Raw genomic sequence first — 11,229 nt, forward strand, 5'->3', positions numbered from 1 at the left:
ACTAAGGCTTTTTCCGGCAAGTCGGGCAAACGCCGTACAAGGTCAGACTGTGGTCTTGAAGTTGATAGTTTAGGTCTTGGGCGATTTTCTGCTGCCGTTGTTCGATCACTTCGTCCTTGAATTCGTCCACCCGTCCGCACTTAAGACAAACGATATGGTCGTGATGGCTGCCCAGGTTGAGCTCAAACACCGAATTGCCGCCTTCAAAGTAATGCCGCCGAACCAGCCCGGCGGCCTCAAACTGAGTCAACACCCGGTAGACCGTAGCCAGGCCGATCTTCTCCCCTTCCTCGAGCAGGATTTTGTAAACGTCTTCGGCGCTCAAATGTTTGCTTCCCTGCCGCCGCTCCAGAATCTCTAAAATCTTCATCCGCGGCAGGGTTACTTTAAGACCGGCGTTTCTGAGATCTTGCGACTCCACAGCCTCTCCTTTAGACAACCTGTTCGCAGCTCACCCTCCGGTGCAAGCCCGACGAGGATAGAGTATCATTGCCCGCTCTTGGGCATTTAAACTGAAACTCAATGCGAAAGCATCGCATCCTCATTGCTTACTTTGCAAGTCAGATTCTGACCGGCTGCGTTTACCGCATCGACGTGCAACAAGGCAATCTAATCACCCCCAACCAGGTCGATCAGTTAAAGCCGGGCATGACTTTAAACCAGGTCCGCTACATTCTTGGGACGCCCTTACTTACAAACCCTTTCCAACCGCAGCGTTTCGATTATCTCTACAGCGTGCAAAAAGCCGGCGGCGCCAGGCAGGTACAGCACTTAACGCTTATCTTCGACGAAGATGGGCGCCTCGTTGGCCTACGCGGGGATTTTCGCCCGCAGCCCAAATCGGACCTGCAAGCGCATGAAATCACCACCATCGAGGTTCCGGCGCGCAAAATCGAAAAAGGCCTCTTTGAGACGATCCTTAACCTATTCAAAAAGTTGCGTGGCTAAGGGGCTTGTCCGCGAAGCCGCCGCGCTTGTTTGGGATCGACGGCAAGCGGCCGATAAATTTCTACCCGATCGCCGGGTTTGAGTTCGGTATCCTGCCGACACACGCGTCCAAAAATCCCGACCTTAGCCCTATCGATCCCCGGGAATTCCGCAAGGAGGCCGCTTTTTTCCAGCGCCTCACCCACGGTCATCCCGGGCGCGAAGGCAACTTCGATCACCCGCTGCACCTCGGGCAAGGCATACACCACTTCTACAATTTCAGCCATACAGGTGCTTTGCGCGCTGAATAAACGCGTTCACCAGGGTCTCGCTAATCTGGTTAAACACCGCCCCGAAAACCAATCCCCCAAGGCCACGGGCGGTTTCAAACTCTAAGTCCAAAGTGATTTTGCTGCCCTCCTTGCCGATCGGCTGGAACCGCCAAGCACCCTGCAGGTGTTTGAACGGGCCGTGCAGCAAGGTCATGCGGATCTCCCTTCCCGGCCGATTGAAGTTGCGCGTGGCAAACACCTGCTGCAACGCCCCACGGGCGATCTCGAGCTCCGCTTCGACCACCTCGGCCTCGCGCCTGAGCACCCGACCGGCGCGGCACCAGGGAAGAAACTTAGGATAGGACTCGATGTCGTCCACCAGCTCGAACACCCACTCCGCCGGATAAGCGACCAGCGCGCTCTTATGGATTTTCCGCATACAACGACGAATGGCTTTCTCTGCCTGCAGCCAGATAAAATAACAAAATTATGGCCGGTAAGAAAAACAAACCGAGCGAAGACCGCCTCATCGCCGTCAACCGCCAGGCCCGCCACGACTATTTCATCGAGGCGACCTTCGAGGCTGGGCTAGTGCTTGAGGGTTGGGAAGTCAAAAGCCTGCGCGCCGGGCGAGTAAGCCTGAAAGAAGCTTACGTGCTGCTCAAAGACGGCGAAGCGTGGCTGTTTGGCGCGCACATCTCGCCTTTGGCTTCCGCCTCCACCCACGTCCACCCGGACCCCACCCGCACGCGCAAGCTGCTCCTGCACAAACAGGAACTCAGCCGCTTAATCGGCCAAGTGGAACGGCGTGGCTACACCCTGATTCCCCTAAAGCTGTACTGGAAAAACAACCGGGCCAAGCTGGAGATCGGCCTGGCCAAAGGCAAGAAGCTCTACGACAAGCGCGCAGCGGAAAAAGAGCGCGATTGGCAGCGGGAAAAGCAGCGGATCTTAAAAACGCCAACTTAACGCCCGACCAGAAACCACTTCCGGCAACAAGCGCCGCCTAAGCAGGCGGCGACTCGACCGCCCGTCAGCTGATAAGCTCGGGAACCGCTTCGATCAGGCGGAAAGAAGCGTTGCGCAGCTGCTTGAGCACGACCACATCCGTTATCCGGGCGCCCGCCTGGGCGAGTACGGATTGGAAGTTCTCCCAATAAGTCACCTGACCGAAGTGGATGGTGGTGATCTTATGCAACATCGGCTTGACCTTCTCCACCAGCACCGAGCGGCGTTCCTGGAAGGTCTGGGTAAAAAACACTTTGCCCTCGGGTTTGAGCTGGCCCAGAACCCGATCCAAGGCCCCGACCGGATCGGGAAGCAGCATGAAACTGCCGCTGAAATAGACCGCATCGTACCCCCCCCCCTGGTGGTCGTAGACCGACTCCAACCGCACTTGGACGTGCTCGGTCAAACCGGCCTTGGCTAGGGCCTTGGTGCAACGCTCCAGATAATCGGCGTCGATGTCTATGCCTAAAATCCGAAGCTGCTTGCTCCGGATCAGATCGGCGTTGGCGACCACCGCGCCGCCCGTTCCGATCCCGACGTCGAGCACCTCGGCGCGGTCGGGCAGACGCTCGAGCACGGCGCGATACCAATTGATGGTCAACTTGGCAAAAGTGCGATCGTAGATTATCCCCCTCAGGGTACTGACCAGATTGTTGCGCGAAACAGAAACTTCAGCGGGTAAGTTAATGTTCATGGCGGTCTTTGTTTTAGTTATGACTGTAAATCCTACCGAAGTATACTTGGCTTGGCTCGGGCTGACAAAGGTTCTTTTTTTCATCCCATAAGGCGTTGCAGCAGCTCGCCTGCGGCATACGCCAGTCCGGCCGCTGCCCCACCCAGAGCCAAGGTCTCAAGCCCCGATTTCAGCCACCCCTGGAGCAGCACGTAGCCTTTGAGCACCCCGATCGCGAAGAAGGTCAAACCGGTCAGGCCGGCGCTGATCCAAAACGCCTGCCGGCAAAGTCCTCCCGGAATCAGATAAGGCCCAAGGGGCACCAGGCCGGCTGCCGAAAACCCGGCAAACGTCGCCAGCGCCGCCCGAAAGGGCTTAGGCAATTCGAGCTTAAGGCCCAGTTCTTCGGTGAGCATGGTGTCCACCCATCGCTTAGGGTCTTGGGTGATGATCGCAACGATGCGCTCCAATTCCTCGCCGCGAAATCCCTTGGCGGCGAAGACTTGGCGCACTTCCTCGCGCTCGCCTTCAGGCACCCATCGAATATGCATTTCCTCGATCGCGCGCGCCTTGGCCAACAAACCCTGTTCACTCCGGGCGCGCTGATAGTTGCTCACCGCCATGCTAAAGCCGTCGGCGATGAGGTTAGCCACTCCCAAGATAAGCGCCACCGAAGCCGCCAGATTCGCTCCCGCCGCCCCCGCCACCACCGCAAACGTGGTCACGCAGCCGTCGATCGCCCCCAGCACGGCGTCGCCTAGATAACTGGGGCGCCGGGCGCGGGCAAGGCGCGCCGCGATCGCCTCCGCTTGGTGTTGGGCCGCAAGCGCCTGAAGATCAAGATTTTGTTTGCGCATCGCTGGGATAAAAGACGGCAAACCCGGTACAATCATCGCACAGTACGCTTTAGGCGCCAATGCGGATCGATCCTGCCTCAAGAACCTGCGATTTTTGAAAATGACCCAAGCACGGCTGTTGGTCTATGGTTTGGTGCTCGCGGTTTCGCCTCTGCGCGCCGAGCCCCTGGTGGTAACGCCAGACGCTCAGCGCCTGGCCGGCATCCGCGTCGAAGCGGTAAAACGCCAACCGGTTGCGTTCGATTTCGAGGTTCCGGCCCAAATCATAGACCCGCTCCCGCTCATCGAGGCCAGCCACCGATTCAAAACCAAAACCTTAGAGCTGGCCGCCCAGGAGCAAATCGCCGCCATCCTGCAGCAGCGCTTGGCGCGCCTTGAGAAAATCGGCCACGACCTGCGCCGCGATCCTCTAGAGCAAACTCGCCAAGACCTGCTCGCCGCCAAAGCCCGAGCCGAGGCCTTAACGCTCGAGCTCGCCCAGCTTAAGTCCGAGCTCGCAGCCGAATGGGGGGCTACGCTTTTGGCCTGGGTGCAGACTGGCTCAGATAACTTAAGCCGGCTCGCCCGCGGCGACGCCTATCTGGTGCGCCTGACCTTTCCGCGGGACGATCTGCCCAAAACCGCCGTGCTCGAGCACCAAGGCGCATTGCTGCCTTTAGAATACTTAAGCCCGGCTCCCAAAACGGACCCTTGGTTTGCCGGCACCCCGCATTACTATTACCTCGCCTCCTCCTCACCCGGCCTGGCGCTGGGCCTGCGCCTGACCGCAAAAGTGCAGGATCGAATGGAGGCGATCCTCGTCCCGTCCCAGGCGGTGGTCTGGGAGCAAGGGCAGGCGTGGGTTTTCGTCAAGACCGCCCACTCCCGTTTTGAGCGTCGAGCGCTTCAGGCGTGGCGTGAGGCGGAAGAAAACTTATGGGTAACGCGCGGGCTTGAGCCGGGCGAGCAGGTGGTGGCGCAGGGGGCGCAGCTATTGCTTGCGGAAGAACGAAAAGCCCAGGTGCCGGATGAAGACACCGACGATTGAGCCTATCGCCGCATGCTCGCTGCGCTGATTGCCGCCGCGATCCGCCGCTGCGGGGCGGTGGTGGCGGCGGCTCTGGTGCTGTGCCTGTATGCCGGCTGGCAGCTCGCCCACACCGGCCTCGACATCTTTCCCGAGTTCGCCCCCAAACAGGTGGTGATCCACACCGAGGCCCCGGGGCTGACCGCTGAGCAAGTGGAACGGCGCCTGACGCAGCCGATCGAAGCCGCTTTGGGAGGCTTGCTCGGCCTTACCGCCCTGCGCTCGGAGTCGATCGCCGGTTTGTCGGTGGTGACCGTCCAGTTCGACGATCAAACCGACCTGTATCGCGCCCGCCAGCAGGTCAGCGAGCGGCTCGCTAGCCTGGCCCTTCCTCCCGGCGCAAGCCCGCCGGTCCAAGTGCCGCTCGCCTCGTCTTCGGCCACGATCCTCACCTTCGGCCTGACCGGCGCCGATCTTATGCGCTTGCGCGACTGGGTGGACTGGACCTTGGTCCCCAGGCTGCGCGCCGTCCCCGGCGTGGCGGACGTCAACGTGTTCGGCGAAGGCCGGCGTCAACTCCAGATTCAACCCGACCCCGAGCGCTTGATCCGCTTCGGGCTGGGCTTAAACGCGCTTTTGAGCCAACTCGAGCAAGCCCTAAGCCGCCACGGCCTAGGGTTTATCGAAACTCCCAACCAGCGCCTGGAGCTGCTGCTCGAACTCGACCGCGATTTGCCCAAGCGGCTCGGGCGCCTGGCCCTGGTTTCGGCCTCCGGCGTCCTTACCCTAGACCAGGTGGCCCGCATCCACTGGGCGCCTGCCCCCGCCATCAGCGCCGCCCAAATCCAAGGCGAGCGAGGCCTTCAGCTGATGGTGATCGGCCAATACGGCGCCGACACGCTCACGGTCTCGCGCGCGGTCGAGGCGGCGCTCGCCGAGTTTGCCCCGCTTTTGGCCAAGCAAGGGATCCGCCTGCACCTGCCGCTGTTTCGCCCGGCCGATTACATCGAACGCGCGCTTTCCAACTTAGGCGCCCACCTGCTTGTCGGGGCGGGGCTGGTGGTCGCGGTGCTGTACGCATTCTTGTTCGATTGCAAAAGCGCGCTGGTGTCGGCGCTGGCGATTCCGCTGTCGCTGCTCACCGCCGCCTGGGTTTTGGTCGCCTTTGGGGTCAAGCTCAACCTGATGGTGCTTGGGGGGCTGGCGATCGCCTTAGGAGAGGTGGCGGACGACGCCATCATCGACGTGGAAAACATCTTCCGCCGCCTCAAAGAAAATCAAACGCTCCCGCGTCCCCGCCCGCGCGCCCAGGTGGTTCTGGAGGCTTCTCTGGAAGTGCGAAGCTCGGTAGTCTACGCCAGCTTCATCGTGGCGCTGGCGTTTTTGCCCTTGCTCACCCTGGAGGGGGTCGCTGGCCGGCTGTTTGCTCCTTTGGGCTGGGCCTACATCGCCGCCATCCTCGCCTCGCTCGGCGTGGCTTTGACCGTGACCCCCGCGCTCGGTTTTCTTCTCCTCGCCAAAGGCCAAAGCGCGCCCTCTCCCTTGGCCTGTTGGCTCCAAGCCCGCTACGCGGCAGGCAGCGCCTGGATCTTACGCCATCCATCGGTAAGCTTGGCCGTGGCTTGGCTCGCGTGCCTGGCGGCTCTGGCCAGCCTGCCGCAATTTCGGGGGAGGTTTTTGCCGAACCTGCGCGAGGGGCATTTTATCGTCCACACCACCAGCTTGCCGGGAACCTCGCTTGAGGCTTCGCTCCATTTAGGCAAACAACTGACCCAGGCGTTCCTCGATCTCCCCCAAGTGATCTCGGTCGCGCAATGGGCCGGCCGCGCCGAGCGCGGCGCCGACACTTACGGCAGCCATTACAGCGAATACGAGGTCCGGCTCAAGCCTCTCTCCGGCAAGGAGCAGCAGCAGACCCTGAACGCTTTAAAGCAGATCTTAAATCGCTTCCCCGGCCTTACCTTCGAGGCCAACACCTTCCTCGTCGAACGGGTGGACGAGACCCTGTCCGGCTACCCGGCCCCCATCGTCATCCACCTGTACGGCCCAGACCTTGCCGAGCTCGATCGCCTTGCCCAACGCGTCGCCGAGTTGATTCGCCCTTTGCCAGGAGTGGATGCGGTCCGGATCCGGGCGCAAAGTTCATGGCCGCAGCTTAGGATCGAGCCGCGCGTTGAGGCTTTGACCCTGTGGGGCGTTTCTCCGGCGGCGCTCGGCAAAGTGCTGGCCGCCTGTTATCAAGGCTGGCCGCTGGGGGAAACTTACCAGGGCAACCGCAGCTTTCCCATCGCCCTGATCCTTCCGCCCAAGCGGCGCGCCACCCCCGCCGCGCTGGACGAGTTGCCGATCCAAACGCCTTCGGGAACCCTGCTGCCGCTCAAGCAGCTGGCGGCGATCCGCCAGACCGAAGGGCGCTACAACGTGCTCCACCGCAGCGCCCAGCGCGTGCAGACGGTCACGGTCTCGGCTTCAGGCGACACCGACCGCCTCCTAAGCCGGATCAAACGCGAGGTACAAAGGCAAATCGATTTTCCGCCCGGTTATTATCCCGAGTTCACCGGGGCGGCGGTAGAACAGGGCCAAGCCAGGCGGGCACTGATCGCCAACGCGCTGCTTGCGGGGGGCGGAGGGCTGATCTTGATCTATCTCGCGCTGGGCTCCTTACGCCACACGCTTTTGACCTTGGTCAACCTGCCCTTTGCGCTGGCCGGTGGGGTAGCGGCCGCTTGGTTGCAAGGCGGGGTGCTTTCGCTCGGATCGCTGGTGGGCTTTGTGACGCTGTTTGGCATCACGGTGCGCAACGCCATCATGCTGATCACCCATTACCGGCACCTGGTCGAACACCAAGGTTTGCCGTGGAATCAAACCACCGCGGTTCAAGGCGCCTTGGATCGCTTGCCGGCGGTGTTGATGACGGCGCTGGTGACCGCCTTGGCCATGCTCCCTATCGCCCTAGCCAGCGACAACCCGGGGCGCGAGATCATGGGGCCGATGGCCGGCATCGTCGTCGGGGGGCTTATGTCCTCGACCTGCCTGACGCTGCTGCTGCTTCCCCAGCTAATGCTTCGGTTTGGCAGGTTTCCGTCCCAGAAACGCAATTGCTAATTTCTAATCTCCAATGCGTCGGGCCTTGACTTCGGCAACGTAGTTTTCGAGCTCCTCAATTGAAGGTGGATGTCAATGTGTTTGCCCTGACTCATCCATGACCCGTCCGCTGTCGCTCGCGCAGCTTTTCGTCTACGGCCTGCCGGGGCTGGCGCTGGCTACCCTCGGGCTCCCGCTGTACGTGTACCTGCCTACCTTCTACGCCCGCGATCTGCTGCTGGGAACCGCCCGCGTAGGCGCAATTTTGCTTGTAGCGAGGCTGTTTGACGTGGTCACCGACCCTCTGGCAGGCTACATAAGCGACCACTGGCCTTGGCCGGACTGGCGCCGCCGGGGCCCCATGCTGCTAGGCGTTCCCTGGCTGCTGCTCGGCATCTGGATGCTGTTTCTTCCTCCGCCCGGCGTCGGCGGAAACTGGCTGCTTCTGGGGACGCTGCTGGCTTATCTGGGCTGGACCCTGGTGAGCATTCCCTATGCCGCCTGGGGCGCCGAGCTGAGCGTGGACTATCACGAGCGCAGCCGCCTGGCGGCGAGCCGGGAAGGATTTCAGGCTCTAGGGGTGCTGCTGGCTCTGACCCTGCCGACCTTGGCCGGCGTCGCCGAGAACGCGGGCGCCAGCCTGCAGTTGCTGTTCTTCGCGGTGCTGTTGACCCTAGCGCCTGCGGTATTCCTTGCTCTCCATCGGCTGCCGGAAAAACGGCGGCTTTTGCAGAGACCGGCTTTTGCCGCCGGACTGCGTCTTCTCGGCGCCAACCGCCCCTTACAGCTGCTGCTGATCGCCTATGTGGTCAACGGTCTGGCCAACGGCCTGCCGGCGACGCTGTTTCTGCTGTTCGTGGGAGAACGCCTGCAGGCCCCGCAGGCCGCCGGCCCCTTGCTGATCCTGTATTTCGGGACGGGGGTGGCGGCCCTGCCGGCCTGGCTTTGGCTGTCGCGCCGGATCGGTAAGCACCGGGCCTGGGCGGTGTCGATGGGGCTGGCGACCCTGTCTTTCGTCCCCGTACCCTGGTTCGGACCGGAGGACTTCTGGTTCTTCACTCTCACCGTGGCCCTTACCGGCCTGACCCTGGGGGCCGACATGACCCTGCCCACGGCGATGCAGGCCGACGTGGTGGACGTCGACACCGCCCAGGGCGGCGGTGGCCGGGCCGGGCTGCTGTTTGGGATCTGGGGGATGGCGACTAAGCTCGCCCTGGCTCTGGCGGTGGGGATCGCCTTTCCGCTGCTGGGCCTGGTCGGCTACGATCCCACCTTAAAGGCCCAGCCTCACGTCGCCCTCACCGGCTTGGGTTTCCTCTATGCCGGCCTGCCGGTGCTGCTCAAACTCCCTTGTATCCTCATCGCCTGGCGCTTTCCCCTAGACGCCGCCGTCCAAGCCCAGTTACAGAGCCAGATTCATCGGCAATACTACGATCGCGGAGGCGCTGATGAACTCCTTTAAGCTGAGGCGGTTTGTGCGGCTGACGCCTCCGGTGCGGCCCGCCGACTCGCCCGAGGACTGGCCGGGGCGCATCCAAGCCGGCGGCACCGCTCGTCATTTTGTCTCTTCGGAGCAGCGCTACCCAAGCTTTTTAGGGCCAAAGCCATGAACCGGAAAAACGCCGCTCTGGTCTGGTTCCGCCGCGACCTGCGCCTGGCCGACAATCCCGCGCTGATCGCCGCCCTGACCAGTCATGCCGACGTGGTTCCGGTTTACCTCCATGCGCCGGAAGAGGAGGCTCCTTGGCAGCCCGGCGCCGCCTCGCGGTGGTGGTTGCACCAGAGTCTGTCCCAGCTCGAGCAGTCCCTACGTGAGCGCGGCTCACGCCTGACCATCCGCCTGGGGCCCACGCTGGAGAGCCTGCTCGCCCTGTGCCGAGAAACCGGGGCCGCTGCGGTGTATTGGAACCGTCTTGTCGACCCCGCCGTCCGCAGACGGGACGCCCAAATCGTCCGGACGTTGGAATCCTGCGGCATCCGCCCGCTCGTTTTCGAGGGCGATCTATTGTTCGACCCAGCACGGCTCAAGACTTCCCAGGACCGGCCGTTTAGGCGTTTCACCCCGTTCTACCGCGCTTGCCTGTTTAAGGGGCTGCCGACCGACGTCCAGCCAGCGCCGCCAAGGCTTCCTAAAGTCCCGCCTGGAATTGCCACCGTGCCGCTGGCAGCACTCGAGCTTATGCCTCGCATCGGGTGGTATCGAGGCCTGGCCCAGACCTGGCAGCCCGGCGAGGCGGGGGCCCTGGCGCGGCTGGAAGCTTTTCGTTCGGGGCCGCTTGCCGAGTACGCATCCTTACGCGATCGGCCCGACCTTCCCGCCACCTCGCGCCTGTCCCCCCACCTGCACTTCGGCGAGATTTCCCCCAAACAGGTGGCGGCTTCCATTCTAGCGAGCGGCCACAGTGGGGAGGCGTTCCTGCGCGAACTGATCTGGCGGGAGTTCTCCCATCACCTCTTGTATCATTTTCCTAAGCTGCCCGGCCAACCTTTGGACCAACGCTTCCACGCTTTTCCCTGGCGTGTAGCTAAAGACGCTTTGGCCGCGTGGCAACAAGGGCAGACCGGCATCCCCCTGGTGGACGCCGGCATGCGCGAGCTTTGGGCCACCGGTTGGATGCACAACCGGATACGCATGGTAGCGGCTTCGTTCTTGGTCAAAAATCTCTTGATCTCTTGGCAAGAAGGGGCGCGTTGGTTCTGGGACACCCTGGTGGACGCGGATCTGGCCAACAACAGCCAAAACTGGCAATGGGTCGCAGGCTGCGGAGCCGACGCAGCGCCCTTTTTTCGGATCTTCAACCCCGTGCTCCAAGGGCGTAAATTCGACCCGCTCGGGAATTACATCCGCCGCTGGGTGCCAGAGCTTGCGTCTTTACCTGCCTGCCTTATCCATGCGCCCTGGGAAGCGGACCCCACCGAGCTCAGGCGTTACGGCGTCGAACTGGGCCGGAATTATCCCCATCCGATCCTGGATTTAGCTACAAGCCGAGCTTTGGCCTTGGCTGCGTTTGCCAAACTAAAAGCACCCCACCGCAACGATGGTATCCTAAACCCCACCTCGGACGACGAGCAAAACCTATGATCCGCCTAAGCTACCTCAGCCAGGCCAGCCAAGAGTTCGCCGATGCGGAATTAAACGCCTTTCTGGAAGAGTGCCGAGCGCGCAACCGCGCCTGCGGCATCACCGGCGTCCTCTATTACGGCAACGGCATGTTTCTGCAAGTCCTTGAAGGGCCCCAAGAAGCGGTAGAGCAAACCTTCAAACGCATCCGCAAAGATCGACGCCATCACGACATCCACTTGATCGAGAAAATCCCGGTCTCTCAACGTCGCTTCGGCGAATTCAACCTGGCTTTCAGCCGCCTCTCAGACGAGGATTTCCAAAGCGTTGCCCAGAGCTTT

13 protein-coding genes are annotated in these 11,229 nt (G+C 62.0%); 8 read left to right on the top strand and 5 right to left on the bottom strand.

Translation table 11 applies throughout. The annotated features are described in order from the left end of the window. Window position 1 precedes the first annotated feature (1 nt). A complete protein-coding gene (gene fur, locus ACYQ3M_RS01775; protein ID WP_460034325.1) occupies window positions 2-421 on the bottom strand; it encodes a ferric iron uptake transcriptional regulator in 420 nt (139 codons plus the stop codon). Between the two features lie 101 nt (window positions 422-522). On the opposite strand from fur, the gene ACYQ3M_RS01780 reads away from it, so the two are divergent. Next, complete coding sequence (locus ACYQ3M_RS01780) at window positions 523-948, top strand: outer membrane protein assembly factor BamE (protein WP_460034326.1); 426 nt, start codon at window positions 523-525, stop codon at window positions 946-948. Here the strand turns inward: ACYQ3M_RS01780 and ACYQ3M_RS01785 are convergent. Both ACYQ3M_RS01785 and ACYQ3M_RS01790 read right to left on the bottom strand, forming a co-directional pair. Then, window positions 945-1,214 (bottom strand): RnfH family protein, encoded by a 270-nt coding sequence (locus ACYQ3M_RS01785; protein ID WP_460034327.1) that lies wholly within the window; start codon window positions 1,212-1,214, stop codon window positions 945-947. The genes ACYQ3M_RS01780 and ACYQ3M_RS01785 overlap by 4 nt on opposite strands. Then, window positions 1,207-1,638 (bottom strand): type II toxin-antitoxin system RatA family toxin, encoded by a 432-nt coding sequence (locus tag ACYQ3M_RS01790; protein WP_460034328.1) that lies wholly within the window; start codon window positions 1,636-1,638, stop codon window positions 1,207-1,209. Before ACYQ3M_RS01790 ends, ACYQ3M_RS01785 begins: the two co-directional genes overlap by 8 nt. Window positions 1,639-1,688: 50 nt before the next feature. Here ACYQ3M_RS01790 and smpB point away from each other — a divergent pair, with 50 nt between their 5' ends. After that, window positions 1,689-2,168, top strand: coding sequence for an SsrA-binding protein SmpB (gene smpB / locus ACYQ3M_RS01795; RefSeq protein WP_460034329.1), 480 nt, complete (start codon window positions 1,689-1,691; stop codon window positions 2,166-2,168). Window positions 2,169-2,232: 64 nt separating this feature from the next. On the opposite strand, the gene ACYQ3M_RS01800 is transcribed toward smpB, so the two are convergent. Next, complete coding sequence (locus tag ACYQ3M_RS01800) at window positions 2,233-2,901, bottom strand: class I SAM-dependent methyltransferase (RefSeq protein ID WP_460034330.1); 669 nt, start codon at window positions 2,899-2,901, stop codon at window positions 2,233-2,235. 80 nt (window positions 2,902-2,981) lie between these two features. Next, window positions 2,982-3,773 carry a VIT1/CCC1 transporter family protein gene (locus ACYQ3M_RS01805; protein ID WP_460034331.1) on the bottom strand — a complete coding sequence of 264 codons (792 nt, stop codon included), beginning with the start codon at window positions 3,771-3,773 and terminating at the stop codon, window positions 2,982-2,984. A 64-nt stretch (window positions 3,774-3,837) separates the two neighbouring features. Between ACYQ3M_RS01805 and ACYQ3M_RS01810 the strand changes: the two genes are divergently transcribed. The 6 genes from ACYQ3M_RS01810 to ACYQ3M_RS01835 form a co-directional block, all read left to right on the top strand. Next, complete coding sequence (locus ACYQ3M_RS01810; protein WP_460034332.1) at window positions 3,838-4,764, top strand: permuted SH3 domain-containing protein; 927 nt, start codon at window positions 3,838-3,840, stop codon at window positions 4,762-4,764. A gap of 12 nt (window positions 4,765-4,776) precedes the next feature. Further along, window positions 4,777-7,848 carry an efflux RND transporter permease subunit gene (locus ACYQ3M_RS01815; RefSeq protein WP_460034333.1) on the top strand — a complete coding sequence of 1,024 codons (3,072 nt, stop codon included), beginning with the start codon at window positions 4,777-4,779 and terminating at the stop codon, window positions 7,846-7,848. A gap of 97 nt (window positions 7,849-7,945) precedes the next feature. Then, entirely contained in the window at window positions 7,946-9,289 is a 1,344-nt protein-coding gene (locus ACYQ3M_RS01820; protein ID WP_460034334.1) for an MFS transporter, read from the top strand. After that, window positions 9,276-9,437 (top strand): hypothetical protein, encoded by a 162-nt coding sequence (locus ACYQ3M_RS01825; protein WP_460034335.1) that lies wholly within the window; start codon window positions 9,276-9,278, stop codon window positions 9,435-9,437. Before ACYQ3M_RS01820 ends, ACYQ3M_RS01825 begins: the two co-directional genes overlap by 14 nt. Further along, window positions 9,434-10,909 carry a cryptochrome/photolyase family protein gene (locus ACYQ3M_RS01830; protein ID WP_460034336.1) on the top strand — a complete coding sequence of 492 codons (1,476 nt, stop codon included), beginning with the start codon at window positions 9,434-9,436 and terminating at the stop codon, window positions 10,907-10,909. Before ACYQ3M_RS01825 ends, ACYQ3M_RS01830 begins: the two co-directional genes overlap by 4 nt. Continuing rightward, window positions 10,906-11,229: BLUF domain-containing protein (locus ACYQ3M_RS01835; protein ID WP_460034337.1), on the top strand; the 324-nt coding region annotated here is incomplete at its 3' end. The genes ACYQ3M_RS01830 and ACYQ3M_RS01835, both read left to right, overlap by 4 nt.

Source organism: Methylothermus subterraneus, from assembly GCF_054656915.1.

Bases quoted from the DNA above. Each gene is read 5' to 3' on its own strand.
- ACYQ3M_RS01830 (WP_460034336.1), top strand. From the start codon at position 9,434: ATGAACCGGAAAAACGCCGCTCTGGTCTGGTTCCGCCGCGACCTGCGC.
- ACYQ3M_RS01825 (WP_460034335.1), top strand. From the start codon at position 9,276: ATGAACTCCTTTAAGCTGAGGCGGTTTGTGCGGCTGACGCCTCCGGTG.
- ACYQ3M_RS01815 (WP_460034333.1), top strand. From the start codon at position 4,777: ATGCTCGCTGCGCTGATTGCCGCCGCGATCCGCCGCTGCGGGGCGGTG.
- smpB (WP_460034329.1), top strand. From the start codon at position 1,689: ATGGCCGGTAAGAAAAACAAACCGAGCGAAGACCGCCTCATCGCCGTC.
- ACYQ3M_RS01785 (WP_460034327.1), bottom strand. From the start codon at position 1,214: ATGGCTGAAATTGTAGAAGTGGTGTATGCCTTGCCCGAGGTGCAGCGG.
- ACYQ3M_RS01780 (WP_460034326.1), top strand. From the start codon at position 523: ATGCGAAAGCATCGCATCCTCATTGCTTACTTTGCAAGTCAGATTCTG.
- ACYQ3M_RS01790 (WP_460034328.1), bottom strand. From the start codon at position 1,638: ATGCGGAAAATCCATAAGAGCGCGCTGGTCGCTTATCCGGCGGAGTGG.
- ACYQ3M_RS01805 (WP_460034331.1), bottom strand. From the start codon at position 3,773: ATGATTGTACCGGGTTTGCCGTCTTTTATCCCAGCGATGCGCAAACAA.
- ACYQ3M_RS01810 (WP_460034332.1), top strand. From the start codon at position 3,838: ATGACCCAAGCACGGCTGTTGGTCTATGGTTTGGTGCTCGCGGTTTCG.
- ACYQ3M_RS01800 (WP_460034330.1), bottom strand. From the start codon at position 2,901: ATGAACATTAACTTACCCGCTGAAGTTTCTGTTTCGCGCAACAATCTG.
- ACYQ3M_RS01820 (WP_460034334.1), top strand. From the start codon at position 7,946: ATGACCCGTCCGCTGTCGCTCGCGCAGCTTTTCGTCTACGGCCTGCCG.